This window comes from Enterobacter sp. 237C8, from assembly GCF_034106865.1.
Lineage (GTDB): Bacteria > Pseudomonadota > Gammaproteobacteria > Enterobacterales > Enterobacteriaceae > Enterobacter > Enterobacter asburiae_B.
Map to the genome: position 1 here is coordinate 111549 of NZ_JAWNDF010000009.1, position 21624 is coordinate 133172.

Annotated in this window: 18 protein-coding genes; 9 read left to right on the top strand and 9 right to left on the bottom strand. The window is 57.1% G+C overall.

Annotated features, from left to right (window positions below; all coding sequences use genetic code 11):
- Positions 1–167: 167 nt before the first annotated feature.
- The 3 genes from malE to malG all read left to right on the top strand — a co-directional run bounded on the left by malE (position 168) and on the right by malG (position 3933).
- Positions 168–1358: a maltose/maltodextrin ABC transporter substrate-binding protein MalE gene (gene malE, locus USF70_RS18870; protein WP_320735905.1), complete on the top strand. Its 1191-nt coding sequence runs from the start codon at positions 168–170 to the stop codon at positions 1356–1358.
- A gap of 125 nt (positions 1359–1483) precedes the next feature.
- Positions 1484–3028, top strand: a complete 1545-nt coding sequence (malF, locus tag USF70_RS18875; protein ID WP_058842061.1) for a maltose ABC transporter permease MalF — start codon at positions 1484–1486, stop codon at positions 3026–3028.
- A gap of 14 nt (positions 3029–3042) precedes the next feature.
- On the top strand, positions 3043–3933 hold the full coding sequence (gene malG / locus USF70_RS18880; protein ID WP_232938920.1) for a maltose ABC transporter permease MalG: 891 nt from the start codon (positions 3043–3045) through the stop codon (positions 3931–3933).
- 97 nt (positions 3934–4030) lie between these two features.
- Here the strand turns inward: malG and psiE are convergent, their stop codons facing one another.
- The 6 genes from psiE to pgi form a co-directional block, all read right to left on the bottom strand.
- Complete coding sequence (psiE, locus tag USF70_RS18885) at positions 4031–4441, bottom strand: phosphate-starvation-inducible protein PsiE (RefSeq protein WP_021242727.1); 411 nt, start codon at positions 4439–4441, stop codon at positions 4031–4033.
- Positions 4442–4570: 129 nt separating this feature from the next.
- Complete coding sequence (locus tag USF70_RS18890) at positions 4571–6667, bottom strand: YjbH domain-containing protein (RefSeq protein ID WP_320735906.1); 2097 nt, start codon at positions 6665–6667, stop codon at positions 4571–4573.
- Complete coding sequence (locus tag USF70_RS18895; RefSeq protein WP_023309999.1) at positions 6667–7404, bottom strand: capsule biosynthesis GfcC D2 domain-containing protein; 738 nt, start codon at positions 7402–7404, stop codon at positions 6667–6669. Before USF70_RS18895 ends, USF70_RS18890 begins: the two co-directional genes overlap by 1 nt.
- Complete coding sequence (locus USF70_RS18900; RefSeq protein ID WP_047059420.1) at positions 7401–8039, bottom strand: YjbF family lipoprotein; 639 nt, start codon at positions 8037–8039, stop codon at positions 7401–7403. Before USF70_RS18900 ends, USF70_RS18895 begins: the two co-directional genes overlap by 4 nt.
- A 63-nt stretch (positions 8040–8102) precedes the next feature.
- The gene (yjbE, locus tag USF70_RS18905; protein WP_008503423.1) at positions 8103–8345 is read right to left on the bottom strand and encodes an exopolysaccharide production protein YjbE; all 243 of its coding nucleotides are present in this window, start codon (positions 8343–8345) and stop codon (positions 8103–8105) included.
- Between the two features lie 367 nt (positions 8346–8712).
- A complete protein-coding gene (gene pgi, locus USF70_RS18910; protein ID WP_048977787.1) occupies positions 8713–10362 on the bottom strand; it encodes a glucose-6-phosphate isomerase in 1650 nt (549 codons plus the stop codon).
- A gap of 374 nt (positions 10363–10736) precedes the next feature.
- Between pgi and lysC the strand changes: the two genes are divergently transcribed.
- The 3 genes from lysC (at position 10737) to USF70_RS18925 (ending at position 13447) form a co-directional block, all read left to right on the top strand.
- A complete protein-coding gene (gene lysC / locus USF70_RS18915; RefSeq protein WP_023309996.1) occupies positions 10737–12086 on the top strand; it encodes a lysine-sensitive aspartokinase 3 in 1350 nt (449 codons plus the stop codon).
- Positions 12087–12179: 93 nt separating this feature from the next.
- Positions 12180–13124, top strand: coding sequence for a ketopantoate/pantoate/pantothenate transporter PanS (gene panS / locus USF70_RS18920; protein WP_213788178.1), 945 nt, complete (start codon positions 12180–12182; stop codon positions 13122–13124).
- A gap of 50 nt (positions 13125–13174) precedes the next feature.
- Entirely contained in the window at positions 13175–13447 is a 273-nt protein-coding gene (locus USF70_RS18925) for a DUF3811 domain-containing protein (RefSeq protein ID WP_023309994.1), read from the top strand.
- Here USF70_RS18925 and rluF read toward each other — a convergent pair whose 3' ends face one another.
- Positions 13448–14320, bottom strand: coding sequence for a 23S rRNA pseudouridine(2604) synthase RluF (gene rluF / locus USF70_RS18930; protein WP_033144377.1), 873 nt, complete (start codon positions 14318–14320; stop codon positions 13448–13450).
- Between the two features lie 197 nt (positions 14321–14517).
- Between rluF and USF70_RS18935 the strand changes: the two genes are divergently transcribed.
- Both USF70_RS18935 and USF70_RS18940 read left to right on the top strand, forming a co-directional pair.
- Positions 14518–14820 (top strand): type II toxin-antitoxin system RelE/ParE family toxin, encoded by a 303-nt coding sequence (locus tag USF70_RS18935; RefSeq protein ID WP_033144376.1) that lies wholly within the window; start codon positions 14518–14520, stop codon positions 14818–14820.
- A gap of 2 nt (positions 14821–14822) precedes the next feature.
- Positions 14823–15110: an addiction module antidote protein gene (locus tag USF70_RS18940; RefSeq protein ID WP_033144375.1), complete on the top strand. Its 288-nt coding sequence runs from the start codon at positions 14823–14825 to the stop codon at positions 15108–15110.
- Here USF70_RS18940 and USF70_RS18945 read toward each other — a convergent pair.
- Entirely contained in the window at positions 15107–16738 is a 1632-nt protein-coding gene (locus tag USF70_RS18945) for a Na/Pi cotransporter family protein (protein WP_033144374.1), read from the bottom strand. The two genes, USF70_RS18940 and USF70_RS18945, sit on opposite strands and share 4 nt — an antisense overlap.
- 116 nt (positions 16739–16854) lie before the next feature.
- A complete protein-coding gene (metH, locus tag USF70_RS18950) occupies positions 16855–20538 on the bottom strand; it encodes a methionine synthase (protein ID WP_033144373.1) in 3684 nt (1227 codons plus the stop codon).
- A gap of 193 nt (positions 20539–20731) precedes the next feature.
- On the opposite strand from metH, the gene iclR reads away from it, so the two are divergent.
- Entirely contained in the window at positions 20732–21562 is an 831-nt protein-coding gene (gene iclR / locus USF70_RS18955) for a glyoxylate bypass operon transcriptional repressor IclR (protein WP_023309988.1), read from the top strand.
- Positions 21563–21624 lie beyond the last annotated feature (62 nt).

Sequence of the window (21624 nt, forward strand, 5' to 3'; positions counted from 1 at the left end):
TTATGTGCGCCAGCACTCATAACTTAAATTTATGCAACGGAGATCACACAAACGGGGGGTGGGGCGTAGGGGTTGGGAGGATGGAAAGAGGATGTCAAATAAGGAGACTGAGACACGTTGAACCACTGAAGTCATACCACGAGACATCACCAAAAAGGATGGCAGCTATGAATATCAAGACTGGCGCACGCGTTTTCGCATTGTCCGCCCTCGCAGCAATGATGATTTCCGCACCGGCGCTCGCCAAAATTGAAGAAGGCAAACTGGTTATCTGGATTAACGGCGACAAGGGCTATAACGGCCTGGCCGAAGTGGGCAAAAAATTCGAAAAAGATACCGGCATCAAAGTTACCGTAGAACACCCGGACAAGCTGGAAGAGAAGTTCCCGCAGGTTGCAGCAACCGGCGACGGCCCGGACATTATTTTCTGGGCGCATGACCGTTTCGGGGGTTACGCGCAGTCTGGTCTGCTGGCTGAAGTGACGCCAGATAAAGCCTTCCAGGACAAACTGTTCCCGTTCACCTGGGATGCCGTTCGCTATAACGGAAAGCTGATCGCTTACCCTATCGCGGTTGAAGCCCTGTCTCTGATTTACAACAAAGACCTGGTACCAAACCCACCTAAAACCTGGGAAGAGATCCCGAAACTGGATAAAGAGCTGAAGGCGAAAGGTAAATCCGCGCTGATGTTCAACCTGCAAGAGCCGTACTTCACCTGGCCGCTGATCGCTGCCGACGGCGGTTACGCGTTCAAGTTTGAAAACGGCAAATATGACGTGAAAGACGTGGGCGTGGACAACGCTGGCGCGAAAGCGGGTCTGACCTTCCTGGTTGATCTGATCAAGAGCAAACACATGAACGCGGATACCGACTACTCCATCGCGGAAGCGGCGTTCAATAAAGGCGAAACCGCGATGACCATCAACGGTCCGTGGGCCTGGACCAACATCGACAAGAGCAAAGTCAATTACGGCGTGACGCTGCTGCCAACCTTCAAAGGCAAGCCGTCTAAACCGTTCGTTGGCGTGCTGAGCGCGGGCATCAACGCCGCCAGCCCGAACAAAGAGCTGGCGAAAGAGTTCCTGGAAAACTACCTGCTGACCGATCAGGGTCTGGATGAAGTGAACAAGGACAAACCGCTGGGCGCCGTCGCGCTGAAATCCTTCCAGGATCAGCTGGCGAAAGATCCACGTATCGCGGCCACCATGGATAACGCCCAGAAAGGCGAAATCATGCCGAACATCCCACAGATGGCTGCGTTCTGGTACGCCACGCGTACCGCGGTCATCAACGCTGCAAGCGGTCGTCAGACTGTCGATGCCGCGCTGAAAGATGCTCAGGGTCGTATTACTAAGTAATGACGTAGTCCCCTCTCCCTTTAGGAGAGGGTTAGGGTGAGGGTTGGCGCTATCCGCACGCCCTCACCCCGGCCCTCTCCCCCAGGAGAGGGAGAAAAGATCAAACGTTGTAGAGGAAAAACCCCATGGATGTCATTAAAAAGAAACGCTGGTGGCAAAGCGACGCGCTGAAGTGGTCAGCGATAGGTCTGCTGTGTCTGCTGGTGGGTTACCTTGTTGTTTTAATGTACGTACAAGGGGAATATCTGTTTGCCATCATGACGCTGATTTTAAGCTCTGCTGGCCTGTATATTTTCGCTAATCGTAAAGCCTATGCCTGGCGCTATGTTTATCCGGGCGTGGCCGGGATGGGGCTGTTTGTCCTGTTCCCGCTGATTTGTACCATCGCCATTGCGTTTACCAACTACAGCAGCACCAACCAGCTTGCGCAGGAACGCGCGCAGCAGGTCCTGCTGGATCGCTCATATCAGGCAGGCAAGACCTTTAACTTCGGCCTGTATCCTGCCGGGAACGAGTGGAAGTTAGCGCTTACTGACGAAGCAAGCAGCAAATATTATGTCTCCGACGCGTTCAAATTTGGCGGCGAGCAGAAGCTCACCTTAAAAGAGGCACAGGCCCTGCCGGAAGGTGAACGTGCCAACCTGCGCGTCATTACCCAGAATCGTCAGGCGCTGACCCAGCTCACCGCAGTGCTGCCAGACGAAAGCAAAGTGACCATGAGCTCGCTGCGCCAGTTCTCCGGCACGCAGCCGCTGTATACCCTGGCGGACGACGGCACGCTGACCAACAACCAGAGCGGCGTGAAATATCGTCCGAATAACGACATTGGTTTCTATCAGTCCATTACTGCCGACGGCAAATGGGGTGATGACAAGCTCAGCCCGGGCTATACCGTCACCATCGGCTGGGACAACTTTACCCGCGTGTTTACCGACGAAGGCATTCAGAAACCGTTCTTCGCCATCTTCGTCTGGACGGTGGTCTTCTCGGTGCTAACGGTGATCCTGACCGTGGCCGTGGGCATGGTTCTGGCCTGTCTGGTCCAGTGGGAATCCCTGAAAGGCAAAGCGATTTACCGCGTGCTGCTGATCCTGCCGTATGCCGTACCGTCGTTTATCTCGATTCTGATTTTCAAAGGGCTTTTTAACCAGAGCTTCGGTGAAATCAACATGATGCTGAGCGCCCTGTTCGGCATCAAACCGGCCTGGTTCAGCGACCCGACCACCGCTCGCTCGATGATTATCATCGTGAACACCTGGCTCGGTTATCCGTACATGATGATCCTGTGCATGGGCCTGCTGAAGGCTATCCCGGACGATCTGTACGAAGCCTCGGCGATGGACGGCGCGGGCCCGTTCCAGAACTTCTTCAAGATTACGCTGCCGCTGCTCATTAAGCCGCTGACGCCGCTGATGATTGCCAGCTTCGCCTTTAACTTTAACAACTTCGTGCTGATTCAGCTGTTGACCAACGGCGGCCCGGACCGCCTTGGCACCACGACGCCAGCAGGCTATACCGACCTGCTCGTGAGCTACACCTACCGTATCGCCTTCGAAGGCGGCGGCGGCCAGGACTTCGGTCTGGCGGCAGCGATTGCCACCCTGATCTTCCTGCTGGTAGGCGCTCTGGCGATTGTGAACCTGAAAGCCACACGTATGAAATTTGATTAAGGAGGGCATCAATCATGGCAATGGTACAACCCAAATCTCAGAAGTTGCGCCTCCTGGCGACGCACTTAGGCCTGCTGATTTTCATCGCGGCGATCATGTTCCCGCTGCTGATGGTTATCGCCATCTCCCTGCGTTCGGGTAACTTCGCGACGGGGAGCCTGATCCCGGACGAAATCTCCTGGGAGCACTGGAGGCTCGCGCTGGGCTTCAGCGTGGAACACGCGGATGGCCGCGTCACGCCGCCGCCGTTCCCGGTCCTGCTGTGGCTGTGGAACTCGGTGAAAATCGCAGGTATTACCGCCATTAGTATCGTGGCGCTTTCCACCACCTGTGCTTATGCCTTCGCCCGCATGCGTTTCCCGGGCAAAGCGACGCTGCTGAAAGGGATGCTGATTTTCCAGATGTTCCCGGCCGTACTGTCGCTGGTGGCGTTGTATGCCCTGTTTGACCGTCTGGGCCAGTACGTACCGTTTATCGGCCTGAACACCCACGGCGGCGTGATCTTCGCCTATCTTGGCGGTATCGCACTGCATGTGTGGACCATCAAAGGCTATTTCGAAACTATCGACGGCTCGCTGGAAGAAGCGGCCGCGCTGGATGGCGCAACCCCGTGGCAGGCGTTCCGCCTGGTGCTGCTGCCGCTGTCGGTGCCGATTCTGGCGGTAGTGTTTATCCTGTCGTTTATCGCTGCGATCACCGAAGTACCGGTTGCCTCACTGTTACTGCGTGATGTGAACAGCTACACCCTGGCCGTAGGTATGCAGCAATACCTCAACCCGCAAAACTACCTGTGGGGCGACTTTGCCGCGGCGGCCGTACTTTCCGCCATCCCGATTACCGTGGTGTTCCTGCTGGCGCAGCGCTGGCTGGTCAACGGCCTGACGGCGGGCGGTGTGAAAGGTTAAGTTTCATTTTGTTATGCCACTGCAACCCTCAACTTTAGACGTATTGTATTGACCCAACTTGTGACTGTTGTTAGGCGCTCTTCGGAGCGCCATTTTTTTATTCGCGTTTCAGCCGCTTCGAGTTGCACAGCCAGAGGGTGATCACCAGCAGCAGGATCGCCGCCGAGTAGATCAGCACGTCGAGCGGGGACTTATGATCGACGATGATCAGCCGCACTATCGCAGTGATCCCAATGTAGACAAAATAACGCAGCGGGAAGTGAAAGCCGGACTGAAAGTACTTCACAATCAGGGCGATAAATTCAAAGTAGAGAAAGTAGACCACCAGGCCTTCCACCAGCGCATATTTGCTGGTTTGTTCAGGGGCGAACAGTACATCCGCAAGATGCACCGTCTCTTTACCCAAAAAGACGACCAGTATCAGGCCAAGGCTCAACAGACCGAGGTTCAGCACGGTCTGGAGGACTGTTGAGATAAACTCAACGCGCGGGCGAGTCAGGGATGTCATACAGCACCTCATTCTCCAGGGCGAGGTTCCTGTATAACGCAAAAATGTGACGGGGATCTATATTTTTTGTTTATGTTTGACGCAATGGAGAGGATTACCCTCTCCCCTTAGGGGAGAGGGTGAGGGGCATCAGCGGAAGTTAATGTCCTTATCGCTCGTCATGTCATACAGCTGGAACTTACGTCCAAGCTGCTGACCCCCGTCACGCGTCAGCGGCGTCCAGCCCACTGCCGCACGGCTGCGGGTTGGGCCTGACGAGAACAGATCCAGCGGGATCGACACGTAGACCCCTTTGGTGAAGTCCCCTTCCCCGTACTCGTCCGGCGAAACGTTGGTGATGGTGGCATAGCCACCCACCACGACGCCGCTGTCGAAGTGTTTAGAGATGTCCAGCGTACCGCCCTTATCGCCCGCCAGGTACTGGCCGACGCTGGCTTTCACCAGCACGTCAGGCGCGAACGACGGCGTCCAGTAGGCGGTCAGATGGCCCGTTTTGACGCTGTAGTCGGTGAACTTCATCATGTCCTGCGCGCTGCGCCAGTCACGCTGTTTGACGTAGTTGGCATCCACCCCGAACGCCCAGTTGCTGTCGACAGGACGATAAAGCACTTCCGCCCCCGCGCCGCCGTACATGGTTTCCAGATACCCGCCGTACACCTGGCCGTAGAAGCCGTTGCCAAAGTACTGGAAGTAGTTGGCCTGCAGGTTATTCACGTAGGCATCGTTTTGTACGTACTCACGCACGCGGGTACGCACGCGCGGCAGCGCCGAGTCTTTTGGCGGGTTGGTGTAGTTGAACTTGTCGTAGTTGTTGGCGATGTTGCCGAACAGGCTGCCGGTGGTCAGCAGGTGGTCGGTGAGCCACAGATCCGCCGTCGCCATGACGCCCAGCTGATACATGTAGAAGTTTTCAGGCCCGCCCACGGACTGGTTCAGCACCGGATCGATATGGAAATCGAAGCGCGATTTGTCGATATACCAGCCCTGCTCGGTGGTTTCCGGCACGATAGGCTCTACGCGTTTTTGCACCAGCTCGGTTTCATGCCCGAGCGGCTCACCTTCCAGATGGCGCTTGAGGCTGGCAACATCCGTTTCGGTTGTGACCTGCGGCAGGTTGAGACGGTTCTCCGTCACGCGGATCGTGCGGATCCCCTCCGGCAGGTCGTTCATAACGATCCGGTTAGCGCGTTCGATCCCTTCGCGCGAGTCGCGGTATTTCACCTGCTCGCCGGTCACGTACAGCGTATCGCCTTTCACCTGAATTTTCGGATCCGCCAGGCCGGCATTGTATTTCAGCAGCGTCAGCTGGTTTGCCACCACGGAGTGCTGCAGAATCGCATCCTGCGGCTCCGGCTGGTATGCAGGGCGCGCGTTATCATTGTAGTGCGGCCGCATGTCGTTAAAGTTGGTGCGCAGCGTGAAGCCAAACATCACCGTATTGCCGCGCTCGTAGCTGAGGTTAACGTCGGCCCAGTCGGTGACGCGATAAATGGCGCCGACGTTAAACTTGCTCTTCTGCTCAATCTTTCCGGCGAAGTCCTGCGAGTAGTCATTCCCCTCATATTCCAGCTTCAGGCGCAATGGCTGCCAGGGCGTTTGATACTCCACGCCGCCAAACAGCGATGCAGGACCGTGGAACATCTGGTCTCCGTTGATGGAGCCCGCTTTCTTATAGCTGTTATCGCGGTAGCAGTATTTATCGCTGTAGGAGCAAAACGGGTTTTTCACGTTTCCGCTGGTGCCGAGATAGCCCCATCCCAGACCGAGCGAGAAGTCGAACGGCCCCCAGGCTTTACTGGCCACGATGTATTCCGCATCAAACAGACCGGTACCACCGATATCTTTGGCGCCCACGGACACCTGCGGCATCCAGTAGCTCTCTTCCCACAGGCGCAGCTTGACGTCGAAGGCTTTATCTTTGTAAGTCTGATCGCCGGAGAACGCCTCTACGCTGCTGTACTGTTTCGTACGCACGTCGGTATAGCGCAGCGTGGTTTCAAGCCACGGGAACAGCTGCACCGAGGCGGAGTAGTAGCGATACTGGTCGTTATCACGGTAGTTAAGGCTAATTTCCCCTTCGCGCGCCATACGCGCGGTGGGCGTTTGCAGTAAACCGACGCCGCCGAAGTCAGACTGAGACGGGCCAATGGGTGCCGGATACGTTTCTGCATGGCAGGCGGCACTCACGCAGAGCGCCAGCATGCTGTAGAGATAGGTTCTTTTCATTATTCCGGTATCCGCTGAATCAGGGAGTGAAGGATATCGGCGTTAAGCCCGTCATACGCCTTCGTCCAGAAATGGTCGGCAAAACCGACAAAAATGATGCTGCCCGGCATAGGTTCGATATGCCGTTTATTCCAGTAAGCGACGGGGGCTTTTTGTGTGTGCCCGTCAGGGTAAACCACCCAGGCGTAGCTGTTATCGGCACCGCTCAGCAGGCTCTGCTCGTCGAGGTAGCTCGCCACGTCACGACCGGGCGTGAAGGGCTTTTTACCCGGGCTGCTGATAAGCCCCATTACGGTCACCGTCGTCGGCTTCTCCGGCAGCCAGAGCGTATACTCCCCTTCAAGCGTGGGATTGCCCTTTTCCGTGACGCGCACTTCGTCGGGATCAAGGTTCACGTTCTGACGGCCAGTCACCTTCAGCGCCTGCAGCTGCTGGCGAACGCTGTTAATCGCCGCCGCGTCATCGCCATCTTCCTGCTCCGCTAATCCCGTCAGCCTGGCAAGAAGCGCCTTGTGCTGTTGTTCCGCTTCAGCGGTCTTCTGCCGCTCAGCGATCACTGCCCCCGGCCACCAGCTGTTGGCGAGCCTTGGCTGTCCGACGAGATCGAGCAGATGCTCAGCGTGGGTTAAGGTTTTGGGTTTTTCACTGTCCGGCGTGTAGACCTTCACCGTCCCTGCGGACCATGCCAGCGGCGCGGCAAGGCTGGCGATAAGCGCAACGTGGATGAGCGTTTTCATGATTTCGCCGCCTTGATCAGGGTGGTTTTCACCGGGAAGAATCCGGCACCGAGATACTGCAGGGACTGGCGGATCTGCCCTTCCTCGTCGATCCAGAAGCGGTTGTGCCAGGTGGCCTGGTCGGTAGTGACTTCTTCATCCAGCACGCGAACCTGCGTTTCGTCGCTGCCGACTTTCACGCTGTCCGTGCCGTCCCAGCGGAAGGTCGAGCGTGCCGTGGCGTAACGCACCTGCTTATGTTCGGTCCAGCCCATCGTGCGCGTCCAGCTTGCGCCGTCGGCGATCTGGTTCGGCTTGATCAGCGGATCGGCAGCGATGTTATTCACCTCCAGCAGGTTGTCGCCGCCCAACAGGGTTTTCACGATACGACCATGCTGCGTCACGATGGTGGCCTGATCCTGCGTCACCCATTTCTGCTGCCCGTTTTCATCGAAAGCGAGCACCACAAACAGCTGCGGGCCATCGTTTAGCTGCATGTACTGACTGGCATAGGGCATGTTTTGAAGTTCGTCATCGGTCAAATGCACGCCCGGTGTGCCGAACATGCTTTCCCACAGTGAGTTTCCCAGCCCTTTGGTGGTGGCCGAGCACGCCTGCAGCAGCAGGCAAATCAGAATGATTGCAGGTCGCTTCACGACTCTTCTCCGAAGGGGCGAAATAACCACACCGAAGTGTGGTTATGATTAAAACACCCGCTATTACTGGGTGCTGGTTGTCGTGGTGGTCGTGGTTCCGGTATTGGAGCCATCACCGCCACCGGTTGCCGCCAGCGCGACACCCACGGCTGAACTTACGGTGCTGGCGCTGGCTGCGGTAGAACTTCCCGCAGACGCAGACGTCGCAGCCGAACCTGCCGCTTCCCCGACCTGAACCGGAGCTGCATAGACAGATGTCGCCGCAAGCGCAGATATGGCAAAAATGCCATACAGTACTTTCTTCATAACAATTTCCCTTCAATGAATGAATGGAGATTTGCCCGAAAAGAATTTCAGGCGGAATCGAGTATACACAACTACTGCCGTGGGTTTGCCGTAAGGGGAAATAGGGATGGAGTTTTCGGACTAATGGTTAAAATGGAAATGAAAGGCAAATAACATAAATATATAATAGATAAAAATCAATAAGTTATAATATATCCATATTAATTAACCACTACGTATTTTCTTAAAATAAACCGCAGCAATTAACGGGTTAAGCGTCTTTTTCGGATTAAACTCAGATTCAGAATTTGAGTTAACTAACAGACATCAGGAATTATCCGATAAAAAAATGCCGGCATTAAGCCGGCACGTTTTCATGACGTTTTAATTACGCACGCCAGGCTTTATAACGGTTGATCAAACCATTTGTCGAGCTGTCATGGCTGGCAATCGCTTTATCGTCACCCAGCTCTGGCAGAATACGGTTTGCCAGCTGTTTGCCCAGCTCAACGCCCCACTGGTCAAAGGTGAAGATGTTCAGGATGGCGCCCTGCGTGAAGATCTTGTGCTCGTACAGGGCAATCAGCGCGCCCAGGCTGAACGGCGTGATTTCGCGCAGCAGGATGGAGTTGGTTGGGCGGTTGCCTTCGAACACTTTGAACGGCACAACGTGGTCCAGGGTTGCCGGATCTTTACCCTGGTCACGGTATTCTTGTTCAACCACTTCGCGGGATTTACCGAACGCCAGCGCTTCGGTCTGCGCAAAGAAGTTCGACAGCAGCTTCGGATGGTGGTCGGACAGCGGGTTATGGGTGATAGCCGGGGCGATGAAATCGCACGGTACCATTTTGGTGCCCTGGTGGATCAGCTGGTAGAAAGCATGCTGGCCGTTGGTGCCCGGCTCGCCCCAGATGATTGGGCCAGTCTGGTAATCCACCGCGTTGCCGTTACGGTCAACGTACTTACCGTTGGATTCCATGTTGCCCTGCTGGAAGTAAGCAGCAAAGCGGTGCATGTACTGGTCGTATGGCAGGATCGCTTCGGTTTCAGCGCCGAAGAAGTTGTTGTACCAGATACCGATCAGCGCCAGCAGCACCGGCAGGTTTTTCTCTGGTGCGGTGGTGGAGAAGTGTTTGTCCATCGCGTGCGCGCCGGAGAGCAGCTCGACGAAGTTGTCGAAGCCCACGGACAGGATGATGGACAGACCGATCGCAGACCACAGGGAGTAGCGGCCGCCAACCCAGTCCCAGAACTCGAACATGTTCGCAGTATCAATGCCGAACTCGCTGACCGCTTTACCGTTGGTAGACAGCGCCGCGAAGTGTTTCGCCACGTGCTTGTTGTCGCCCGCGGTTTTCAGGAACCAGTCGCGCGCGCTGTGGGCGTTGGTCATGGTTTCCTGAGTGGTGAAGGTTTTGGACGCAACCAGGAACAGGGTGGTTTCCGGGTTCACGTTCTTCAGCACTTCGGCGATGTGGGTACCATCGACGTTAGACACAAAGTGCATATTGAGGTGGTTTTTATACGGGCGCAGCGCTTCGGTCACCATGAACGGGCCGAGGTCAGAACCGCCGATACCGATGTTAACCACGTCGGTGATCGCTTTGCCGGTGTAGCCTTTCCAGCTACCGGAGATGATCGCTTCGGAGAAGGTTTTCATCTTTTCCAGCACCGCGTTCACTTCCGGCATGACGTCTTTGCCGTCAACGATGATTGGCGTATTGCTACGGTTACGCAGGGCCACGTGCAGCACGGCACGGTCTTCGGTACGGTTGATCTTCTCGCCGGAGAACATGGATTTGATGGCGTCGGCAAGCTCAGTTTCTTTCGCCAGATCCTGCAGTTTTGCCAGCGTCTCTTCGGTAATGCGGTTTTTGGAGAAATCCACCAGCATCAGGTCGTCGAAGGTCGCGGAGAACTTAGAGAAACGATCGGCATCCTTCGCGAACAGGTCCGCGATGGTGACGTCTTTCATTTCATCAAAATGTTTCTGGAGTGCCTGCCAGGCAGCGGTCTGCGTTGGGTTGATGTTTTTCATTAGCAATACTCTTCTGATTTGAGAATTGTGACTGCGGTCGATTGTAGCGCCTGCAAATAAAAATTGTGATGGTTTTTATGCCATTGCCCTGGCCTGCATCAAACACAGGTGAAAAGACCCGAAAAGTATAGCTGCTGAAGCGCCCTCCCGGGGCGGCGAAATGTCGGTCAAAAAGCCCTAAAACGGAGCATAAAATCTGGCGCTGTTATAAGTCCTGTTTCTCAGGGGTACCCCCCCATAAAAAATCCGCATAATCCCAGCATTGACAGGACCTCCCCCGCATTTTATTTATAGGGCCGTATTTTGCGCCTGCACCTGTTTTCATTTCATTCTTGTGCCATGGTCGCTTATTCATTCCCTGACACGAGGTTGTTATGACGAGTTTTGTGGTCGCCAAATTTGGCGGCACCAGTGTGGCCGATTACGATGCCATGAACCGCAGCGCCGATGTGGTGCTGGCCGATCCGAATACCCGCCTGGTGGTGCTGTCTGCCTCCGCCGGCGTGACGAACCTGCTGGTTTCTCTGTCTGAAGGACTGGAAGCGACAGAACGTTTCGTGAAGCTGGATGCACTGCGCAAAATTCAGTTCGACATCCTTGAACGTCTGCAGAACCCGAACGTCATCCGCGAGGAAGTGGAACGTCTGCTGGAAAATATCACCACTCTGGCAGAAGCGGCGTCTCTGGCTACCTCCACCGCCCTGACCGACGAGCTGGTCAGCCACGGCGAGCTGATGTCCACCCTGCTGTTTGTTGAAATCATGCGCGAGCGTAACGTTCAGGCGCAGTGGTTTGACGTGCGTAAAGTGATGCGCACCAGCGATCGCTTTGGCCGCGCCGAGCCGGACGTTGAGGCGCTGGCGGAGCTGACCAATCAGCAGCTGGCACCACGCCTTGCAGACGGTATTGTGATCACCCAGGGCTTTATCGGCAGTGAAGCGAAAGGTCGCACCACCACGCTTGGCCGCGGCGGCAGCGACTACACCGCCGCGCTGCTGGGCGAAGCCCTGCATGCAACGCGCGTGGATATCTGGACGGACGTTCCGGGCATTTACACCACCGACCCGCGCGTCGTTTCTGCGGCTAAACGTATTGATGTGATCGCCTTTGAAGAAGCGGCTGAAATGGCCACCTTCGGTGCGAAAGTGCTGCACCCGGCAACGCTGCTGCCGGCAGTGCGCAGCGATATTCCGGTCTTCGTCGGCTCCAGTAAAGATCCGAAAGCGGGCGGGACGCTGGTCTGCAAAAAAACGGAAAACCCACCGCTGTTCCGCGCCCTGGCCCTGCGCCGTCGCCAGACGCTGGTGACGCTCCACAGCCACAATATGCTGCATTCACGCGGTTTCCTGGCGGAAGTGTTTGGCATTCTGGCGCGCCATAATATTTCGGTGGATCTGATCACCACCTCTGAAGTGAGCATTGCGCTAACGCTGGACACCACCGGCTCGACCTCCACCGGCGACACGCTGCTGACGCAGTCGCTGCTGATTGAGCTGTCTGAGCTGTGCCGCGTGGAAGTAGAAGAAGACCTGGCGCTGGTTGCCATCATCGGCAACAAGCTGTCGCGCGCCTGCGGCGTGGGTAAAGAGGTGTTCGGCGTGCTCGACCCGTTCAGCATCCGCATGATCTGCTACGGCGCATCCAGCTACAACCTCTGCTTCCTGGTGCCTGCCGATCAGGCCGAGCAGGTCGTGCAGAAACTTCATCAGAATTTGTTTGAATAAAATTCGTTAGCAGGATAAACAATACCTATAAGCCGGGCACAGACCCGGCTTTTTCATAACTAAACAACACGACAATACTGCAAGGAATCCACTATGTTATCCGCCGTTACGCGGCTGTTCCCGTTATGGGCGCTGCTGCTCTCCGTACTCGCGTATTACACCCCCGCCACGTTCACGGGCATTGGTCCGTGGGTCGCCACGCTGCTGATGCTGATCATGTTCGGTATGGGCGTGCATCTGAAAATCGACGACTTTAAACGCGTGCTGTCTCGCCCTGCGCCCGTCGCGGCAGGGATCTTCCTGCACTATCTGGTGATGCCGCTTGCGGCGTGGCTGCTGGCGATGGCCTTTAAGATGCCGCCCGATCTCTCCGCCGGGATGGTGCTGGTGGGCAGCGTGGCCAGCGGCACGGCGTCCAACGTCATGATCTACCTGGCGAAAGGAGATGTGGCGCTCTCCGTCACCATCTCCTCCGTTTCCACGCTGGTGGGCGTGATTGCCACACCGCTGTTAACCCGCCTGTACGTGGACGCGCATATTCAGGTGGACGTGACGGGCATGCTGCTCAGCATTCTGCAGATTGTGGTGATCCCGATTGCGCTGGGGCTGGTCATTCACCATCTTTTCCCGCGCGTGGTGAAGGCCGTTGAGCCGTACCTGCCCGCGTTTTCGATGGTCTGCATTCTGGCAATCATCAGCGCCGTGGTGGCGGGTTCCGCATCGCACATTGCTTCCGTGGGCTTTGTCGTGATTATCGCCGTGGTGCTGCATAACACTATTGGCCTGCTGGGCGGCTACTGGGGCGGCAAGCTTTTTGGTTTTGACGAATCTACCTGCCGCACGCTGGCAATCGAGGTAGGCATGCAGAACTCCGGCCTGGCGGCGGCGCTCGGTAAAATGTACTTCTCCCCGCTGGCGGCCCTGCCCGGCGCGCTGTTCTCCGTCTGGCATAACCTCTCCGGCTCGCTGCTGGCGGGCTACTGGTCCGGCAAACCGATTGATGAACAAACGAAAAAAGATGCGGTGAAGCAGGGTTAATTTACGCAGCTTGCTTTACACTGAAGCCTCTCTATCAGGAGGCTTCAGCAATGGCTACACCACGTTTGACTCAGAAAGACATGACGGAAGCCGAGCAGCGCGAACTGAAAACGCTTCTCGACCGTGCCCGTATTGCACATGGCCGCACGCTGACGAACGCCGAAACCAATCAGGTGAAAAAAGAGTACATCGATAAGCTGATGGCGCAGCGTGACGCCGCGGCGAAAAAAGCCCGCAAGCTTAAAAAAGAGCAGGCTTATAAACCCGATGCAGAGGCGACCTTTTCCTGGTCCGCCACAACGTCTACCCGTGGAAGGCGCTAATCAGCGCCCTTTCTTTTTGCGCCCCGGCTGGGTAAAGCGTTTTCCATTACCCGGCTTGCCTCGCCCCTTATCTTCCGCCTGCGGCGCCTTCACCACCGGGCGCTTAATCGCCTGGGTTTTCGGTTTTGCTTTGGCCTTCGGCTTCGCTTCGGACGAGGAGTTCTCGATAAGCTTGAAGAGCTCAATCAGCTCGTCATCCGTTAAATCGCGCCACTCGCCCAGCGGGATACCGGACAGGCTGACGTTCATGATGCGCGTGCGTTCCAGCTTCGTCACTTCATAACCGAAGTGCTCGCACATACGGCGGATCTGGCGGTTTAAGCCCTGCACCAGCGTAATGCGGAACGCGAACGGCGCTTCTTTCTTCACCTTACACTTTTTCGTGACGGTACCGAGGATCGGCACGCCCGCGCCCATGCCACGAATAAATTCGTCCGTAACCGGCTTGTTCACCGTAACGACATACTCTTTCTCGTGGTCATTACCGGCACGCAGAATTTTGTTGACCAGATCGCCGTGGTTGGTGAGGAAAATCAGCCCCTGAGAGTCTTTATCCAGACGGCCAATCGGGAAGATACGGCTGCTGTGGTTCACGAAATCAACGATGTTGTCCCGCTCACCGTCTTCCGTGGTGCTGACAATCCCAACCGGTTTGTTCAACGCGATAAACACCAGGTCTTCAGCATCACGCGGTTCGATGACCTGACCATTCACTTTAACCACATCGCCAGGGACCACCTGGTCGCCGATGGTGGCGCGTTTGCCGTTAAGAAACACGTTACCCTGTTCAATGTAACGGTCAGCCTCGCGACGTGAGCAGATCCCGCTCTCGCTAATGTATTTGTTTAATCGGGTTGATTGAGTTGGCAGCATAGTTTCTCCTGTGAAGGGCGAAATATACCTTAGGTATGGGCTGGAAAAAAAGATTAGCCGACGGTTACTGAGACGGGTTTTTTATTTTGCGAGACGCTTTCAGGATTTAGCGTCAGGCCATTTATCCTTGAGCTAACTCCTTTTAGCTTTACTCTCCAGAGACAATTATTTGTAGTTTATAAATCACATGGAGTAATATGAAGGAGATCGTTCAGACAGAATCCTTCCAACGCTGGGAGCAAAACTTAAAAGATCGGCGAGCGAAAACCATTATCGCTTCCCGCCTCTTTCGGTTGGCAAATGGTTTAGCGGGCGACATTAAACCCGTGGGCGAAGGTATAAGTGAGCTGAGGATCCACTATGGTCCGGGCTACAGAATCTATTTTAAAGACCAGGGCAATTGCATCATCGTGCTGTTGTGTGGTGGTGACAAAAGCAGCCAGGCCAGAGACATACTTATGGCAAAAATGCTGAGCAATCCCAATGGCAGGAGTGAATGAGCATGCATAAATTAACACCCTACGATCCAGCCAATGCGCTGGTGGATGACGAGGAAATCGCCGTGTTTATGGCTGATGCCTTAGAAACGGGCGATTCAGCGTATATTGCTAAAGCTCTGGGCGTCATCGCGCGAGCGAAAGGAATGTCGACCATTTCACAGCAAACTGGCCTATCACGAGAGCAACTGTATCGATCGTTCAGTGATAAAGGAAACCCAACGCTTAAAACCACTCTGGCGGTCATGAAAGCATTGGGTCTTGGGCTAACAATCAAACACGCTGGAGATTAATACTCATCCCGCTCGTCGTCTTCATCCGGCTGTTCCATCACGCTGTAAGCCACCGCGCAGAACAACGAGTTGAGACGCTTCATATCCCCCAGCAGCCCCAAGTGCAGCGAACTGGTCTCGATACTCTGCACGTTCTGCTGGTGCAGACGCTCAACGTGGGCGTGCGAATAGCGGCGGTTCAGAATGCGGAAACGATGCTTGTTGCGGCGCAGGCGGCGCGCGCTCGGCACGTCGCTGGAGAAGAAGACCAGCATCGCCAGCTTGAGGTTGCTGACCAGCTGTTCGTGCAGCGCTTCCAGCTCCTTCAGGCCTTCACCTGAAAACGCACGACGCGCGGCAAGGGATTTGTCGGCGATCTCGCTGCCCATACGCTCCACGATATCCGAGGCCTGCTCAAGGTTAAGCGACATCTCGATGATTTCCGCCCAGCGGCGGGACTCCTCTTCCGCCAGCTCGTCCTGCGGCATACGCGCCAGGTAAAGCTTAATGGCGGTATAGAGCACGTTGATATCGTCCGCCAGTCTGCGCAGTTCTTTCTCTTCACGCGGCTCGCCGTGCATCACCTTTTGCAGGCCTTCGAGCATGGTTTCCATTGCGTCGCCCATGCGCAGCGTCTCGCGCGCGGCATTCGCCAGCGCCAGCGCCGGGGTATCCAGAGCGGACGTATCCAGGTGCTTCGGCTTCAGGCGCGCATCCAGCTCCGGTTCGTCCTGAATGAGACGCTCGCAGAAGCGGGCCATCGGCCCGGCAAAAGGCACCATCGCCAGGCAGCGCACCAGGTTGTAGAACACGTGGAAGTAGATCACCAGCTCCGCCTTCGGCAGCGGGAGATTGTCCATCAGGTTCGCCAGCGGGTGGATAAAGGGCAGGATAATCAGGCTGCCCACCAGCTTAAACAGCAGGCTGCCCAGCGCCACGCGGCGGGCGGCGGCATTGGCCGCGCTGTTGTTAAGCATCGCCAGCAGGCCGGAGCCGAGGTTGGCCCCGATCACCAGACACAGCGCTACCGGGAAAGAGATCGCCCCTGCGGCGGTAAGCGTGGCCGTCAGCAGGACCGCCGCCAGGCTGGAGTAGCTGACGATAGCAAACACCGCGCCAATGAGCGCGTCCAGCATGATGTCCCCGGTCAGGGAGGCGAAGATGACCTGAACGCCATTGGCCTCGGTGATTGGCGTGACCGCCTGCACAATCAGCTCCAGCGCCAGCAGGATCAGCCCGAGGCCAATTCCTACGCGCCCGAGCTGCCCGGCGCGCGTCTGTTTGCGGCCGAGGAAGAAGATGACGCCGAGAAAAATCAGCAGCGGCGACAGCCAGGAGAGATCGAAGGTCAGAACACGCGCCATCAGCGCGGTACCTACATCCGCACCCAGCACAATCACCAGCGCCGGGGCCAGCGCCACCAGATCCTGCGCCACAAAGGAGGTGACAAGCAGGGTCGTGGCGTTACTGCTCTGCACCAGTGCCGTTACGCCAATGCCCGCGCAGAAGGCGAGCGGCTTCTTCTCAACGCTGCTGCTGAGAACGGTACGCAAGCGCGCGCCAAATACGCGCATCACGCCGGTACGGACGATATGGGTGCCCCATACGAGCAGTGCGACTGCAGAGAGCAGGTGTAACAGGGTCAGCACGGAAGGTTTTCCTCCTTATCGTTATTCGTTTTCCATAGGTTCAGTATAAGGGTTTAAACGTAAGAAAGAGACAGGGCGCCCAATGAGCGCCCTGTTTGTTGTAAGGAAAAGTGATTTTAGTCGGCGTCGTAGCCGAGATTAGGCGCCAGCCAGCGCTCCACTTCAGACACGCTCATGCCTTTGCGCAGGGCGTAATCTTCAATCTGATCCCGCTGCAGCTGCGCCACGGCAAAGTACTTGCTGTCCGGATGGCTGAAGTACCAGCCGGAAACGGACGCGCCTGGCCACATGGCGAACGACTCGGTGAGCTTCATGCCGGTATGGGCTTCCACGTCCAGCAGCTTCCAGATGGTGCCTTTTTCGGTGTGTTCCGGACAGGCCGGGTATCCCGGCGCCGGGCGAATCCCCTGGTAGTTTTCGCGGATCAGATCCTCATTGCTGAGGTTTTCATTCGCCGCGTAGCCCCAGTGCACCTTACGCACGCGCTCGTGGAGGTACTCGGCGAAGGCTTCCGCCAGGCGGTCGGCAATCGCTTTCACCATGATTTTATTGTAATCATCGTGCTGCGCTTCGAACGCGTCCGCCAGCGCGTCTTCCTCCAGACCGCCGGTCACCGCAAAGGCGCCGATATAGTCGGCTTTACCACTCAGCTTCGGCGCGACGAAATCGGCCAGGCAGTAGTTGGCAAAGCCCACTTTCTCGGTTTGCTGGCGCAGATGGCGGCTGACCGCTAGCACGTGGGTGCGGGTTTCATCGCGATAGATTTCGATGTCGTCGCCCACGCGGTTCGCCGGGAACAGGCCCACCACGCCGCGCGGGTTGAGGCTTTTCTCTGCGCTCAGCGTGTCGAGCATATCGTTGGCATCTTTAAACAGGCGCTTCGCCTCCTCGCCAACCACCTCGTCTTCCAGGATGCGCGGATATTTGCCCGCCAGCGACCAGGTCATAAAGAACGGCGTCCAGTCGATGTAGTTGCGCAGCGTCTCGATGCTGGCCGTCACGTCCTGCACGCCCAGACGGTGTGCGACCGGCGGCGTGTAGCTGGACCAGTCGAAGGCCAGATCGTTGTCGCGCGCCGCCTGCAGCGAAACAGGCGGGGTGCGCGGCTTCTTACGGCCGTGCTGGATGCGAACGGTTTCGTACTCTTTGCGGGTGCGTGCCACAAAATCGTCGCGCTGGGTGTCGGAGAGCAGCGCGGAGACCACGCCCACCGTACGCGAGGCGTTCTGCACGTAGACCGTCGGGCCGCTGTAGTTCTGCTCGATTTTCACCGCCGTGTGCGCTTTCGAGGTGGTCGCCCCGCCAATCAATAACGGAATGGTGAAGCCCTGTCGCTCCATCTCTTTTGCCACGTTGACCATTTCGTCGAGCGACGGCGTAATCAGCCCGGAGAGGCCAATCAGGTCGGCGTTCACTTCGCGCGCGGTCTTGAGGATTTTGTCCGCCGGGACCATCACGCCGAGGTCGATAATCTCGTAGTTATTACACTGCAGCACTACGCCAACGATGTTCTTGCCGATGTCGTGCACGTCGCCCTTCACGGTGGCGATAACCATCTTGCCGTTGCTGGAGCCTTTCTCTTTGCTGGCTTCGATGTAGGGCTCCAGATAGGCCACTGCCTGCTTCATCACGCGGGCGGATTTCACCACCTGCGGCAGGAACATTTTGCCCTCACCGAACAGATCGCCGACTACGTTCATGCCGTCCATCAGCGGGCCTTCGATCACCTCAATCGGGCGGGCTGCCTGCTGGCGCGCCTCTTCGGTATCGAGCTCGATAAATTCGGTGATACCTTTGACCAGCGAGTATTCCAGACGCTTTTTCACGTCCCACGAACGCCACTCGGCCTGCTGAACGTTTGCCGCCTCATCCGATTTGCTGCCGCGGTATTTCTCCGCCAGGTCCAGCATGCGCTCGGTGGCGTCGTCGCGGCGGTTAAGGATCACGTCCTCTACGGCATCGCGCAGCTCGGCGGGAAGGTCGTCGTAAATCGCCAGCTGGCCGGCGTTAACGATCCCCATGTCCATGCCGTTGCGGATGGCGTAGTAGAGGAACACGGCGTGGATCGCTTCGCGCACCGGGTCGTTGCCGCGGAACGAGAACGACACGTTCGATACGCCGCCGGAGATCAGCGCATGCGGCAGCTCGCGCTTGATGTCTTCACATGCGCCGATAAAGTCCTGGGCGTAGTTGTTGTGCTCTTCAATCCCGGTCGCTACGGCGAAGATATTTGGGTCAAAGATAATGTCTTCCGGCGGGAAGCCCACCTCTTCGGTCAAAATCTTGTACGCGCGGCGGCATATCTCAATTTTGCGCTCGCGGGTATCGGCCTGGCCCACTTCGTCAAAGGCCATGACCACCACGGCGGCACCGTAGCGGCGGACCATCTTCGCGTGGTGGATAAAGATATCAACGCCTTCTTTCATCGAGATAGAGTTGACGATGCCTTTACCCTGGATGCACTTCAGCCCTTTTTCGATGACCTCCCACTTGGAGGAGTCAATCATGATCGGCACGCGGGCAATGTCCGGCTCACCGGCAATCAGGTTGAGGAAACGCACCATCGCCGCTTCGGCGTCGAGCATCCCCTCATCCATGTTGATATCGATGATCTGCGCGCCGCTTTCCACCTGCTGACGGGCAACGTCCAGCGCTTCGCTGTACTTCTCTTCTTTAATCAGGCGTTTGAACTTTGCGGAACCGGTGACGTTAGTACGCTCACCCACGTTCACAAACAGGCTGTCGTCGCCGATGGTCAACGGCTCCAGGCCGGACAGACGACAGGCAACCGGAAGCTCGGGCAGCTTGCGCGGCGGCAGACCGGCCACGGCGTTGCTCATAGCCGCGATATGCTCCGGCGTGGTGCCGCAGCAGCCGCCGACGATGTTCAGGAAGCCAGACTCGGCCCACTCGCGGATTTGCGCCGCCATGGTGTCGGCATCGAGATCGTATTCACCAAACGCGTTTGGCAGACCGGCGTTCGGGTGGGCGGTGACATAGCATTCCGCGATACGGGAAAGCTCCTGCACGTACTGGCGCAGTTCATCCGGCCCCAGCGCGCAGTTCAGGCCAAAGGAGAGCGCTTCGGCGTGGCGCAGGGAGTTATAAAACGCTTCGGTTGTCTGGCCGGACAGGGTACGGCCGGAGGCGTCGGTGATGGTGCCGGAAATCATGATCGGCAGGTCAACGCCGAGCGCTTCAAACTCCTCTTTCACCGCGTAAATCGCGGCTTTGGCGTTGAGGGTGTCGAATACGGTTTCAATCAGGATCAGATCGGAACCGCCTTCCACCAGCGCTTTGGTCGATTCACGGTAGGCCGCGACCAGCTGATCGAAGGTGATATTACGAAACGCCGGGTCGTTGACGTCCGGTGAAATCGACGCGGTGCGGTTCGTCGGGCCAAGCACCCCGGCAACGTAGCGAGGCTTGTCCGGCGTGCGGGCCGTCCACTCGTCGGCGCAGGCGCGCGCCAGCTTCGCGGCTTCCAGGTTGATTTCCGCCGACAGGGATTCCATCTGGTAATCCGCCATGGCGATGGTTGTCGAGTTGAATGTGTTGGTTTCAACGATATCCGCACCCGCTTCGAAGTAGGCGTTGTGGATATCCTTAATGACGGACGGCTTGCTGAGCACCAGCAGGTCGTTGTTCCCTTTCAGGTCGCAGGGCCAGTCGGCAAAGCGTTCGCCGCGGAAATCGTCTTCACTCAGACGATACCCCTGGATCATGGTGCCCATGCCGCCGTCCAGCACCAGAATTCGTTCATTTAACTGCGCACGCAGTTGCTCTACTTTGCTGCTCACACTTGCTCCCGACAACGCTCAACAAGGCCAAAAGGCTGCGTTCCATACTGGCATAATCTCGCAGGGTGGAAAAGCCGCACAGCGGTAACATGAGACATGTTCACCATCACTCCTCCGATCAGTCAGGATAACGGTTGCAAATCCACCAAATAAAACGAAAATGATTTCCACGATACAGAAAAAGGAGATCGTCATGGTCGCGACCGTTCCCGCTAAACGCGGCAGAAAACCTGCTGCCACCGCCGCCGCCGCACAACAGGGCGGACAGGTTCAATCGCTCACGCGCGGTTTGAAGCTGCTGGAGTGGATAGCCGAGTCGCACGGCAGCGTGGCCCTGACGGAGCTGGCCCAGCAGGCTGGCCTGCCGAACTCCACGACGCATCGCCTGCTGACCACCATGCAGCAGCTGGGCTTTGTCCGCCAGGTCGGCGAGCTGGGGCACTGGGCGGTGGGCGCGCATGCGTTTATCGTCGGCAGCAGCTTCCTGCAGAGCCGCAACCTGCTGGCGATTGTGCACCCGATTCTGCGCAAGCTGATGGAGGAGTCCGGCGAGACGGTCAACCTGGCGGTGCTGGACCAGAGCGACCACCAGGCGATTATCATCGACCAGGTTCAGTGCACGCAGCTGATGCGCATGTCCGCACCAATTGGCGGCAAGCTGCCGATGCATGCCTCCGGGGCGGGGAAAGCGTTTCTCTCGCAGCTGAGCGAGGAGCAGGTGACGGGACTGCTGCACCGTAAAGGTCTGCACGCCTATACCCACGCCACTCTGGTATCGCCCGTGCACCTGAAAGAAGATCTGGCCCTGACCCGCAAGCGCGGCTATTCGTTTGATGATGAAGAACATGCCCTGGGCCTGCGCTGCCTCGCGGCCTGTATTTTTGACGAGCACCGCGAGCCGTTTGCCGCTATCTCCATCTCCGGGCCGATTTCGCGGATGACCGACGACCGCGTGACCGAGCTGGGCGCGCTGGTGATTAAGGCGGCGAAAGAGGTGACGCTGGCGTATGGTGGGATTCGTTGAGATTGAGTGCGGCCTGATGCCCTCACCCCGGCCCTCTCCCGCAGGGAGAGGGAGAAAATCTG

What these genes read in the sequence shown, in the direction of transcription:
- yjbE (WP_008503423.1), bottom strand. Translation starts at nt 8,345, where the DNA reads ATGAAGAAAGTACTGTATGGCATTTTTGCCATATCTGCGCTTGCGGCG.
- USF70_RS18940 (WP_033144375.1), top strand. Translation starts at nt 14,823, where the DNA reads ATGCATAAATTAACACCCTACGATCCAGCCAATGCGCTGGTGGATGAC.
- pgi (WP_048977787.1), bottom strand. Translation starts at nt 10,362, where the DNA reads ATGAAAAACATCAACCCAACGCAGACCGCTGCCTGGCAGGCACTCCAG.
- malF (WP_058842061.1), top strand. Translation starts at nt 1,484, where the DNA reads ATGGATGTCATTAAAAAGAAACGCTGGTGGCAAAGCGACGCGCTGAAG.
- panS (WP_213788178.1), top strand. Translation starts at nt 12,180, where the DNA reads ATGTTATCCGCCGTTACGCGGCTGTTCCCGTTATGGGCGCTGCTGCTC.
- USF70_RS18890 (WP_320735906.1), bottom strand. Translation starts at nt 6,667, where the DNA reads ATGAAAAGAACCTATCTCTACAGCATGCTGGCGCTCTGCGTGAGTGCC.
- USF70_RS18925 (WP_023309994.1), top strand. Translation starts at nt 13,175, where the DNA reads ATGGCTACACCACGTTTGACTCAGAAAGACATGACGGAAGCCGAGCAG.
- psiE (WP_021242727.1), bottom strand. Translation starts at nt 4,441, where the DNA reads ATGACATCCCTGACTCGCCCGCGCGTTGAGTTTATCTCAACAGTCCTC.
- lysC (WP_023309996.1), top strand. Translation starts at nt 10,737, where the DNA reads ATGACGAGTTTTGTGGTCGCCAAATTTGGCGGCACCAGTGTGGCCGAT.
- malE (WP_320735905.1), top strand. Translation starts at nt 168, where the DNA reads ATGAATATCAAGACTGGCGCACGCGTTTTCGCATTGTCCGCCCTCGCA.
- iclR (WP_023309988.1), top strand. Translation starts at nt 20,732, where the DNA reads ATGGTCGCGACCGTTCCCGCTAAACGCGGCAGAAAACCTGCTGCCACC.
- malG (WP_232938920.1), top strand. Translation starts at nt 3,043, where the DNA reads ATGGCAATGGTACAACCCAAATCTCAGAAGTTGCGCCTCCTGGCGACG.
- USF70_RS18895 (WP_023309999.1), bottom strand. Translation starts at nt 7,404, where the DNA reads ATGAAAACGCTCATCCACGTTGCGCTTATCGCCAGCCTTGCCGCGCCG.
- USF70_RS18935 (WP_033144376.1), top strand. Translation starts at nt 14,518, where the DNA reads ATGAAGGAGATCGTTCAGACAGAATCCTTCCAACGCTGGGAGCAAAAC.
- rluF (WP_033144377.1), bottom strand. Translation starts at nt 14,320, where the DNA reads ATGCTGCCAACTCAATCAACCCGATTAAACAAATACATTAGCGAGAGC.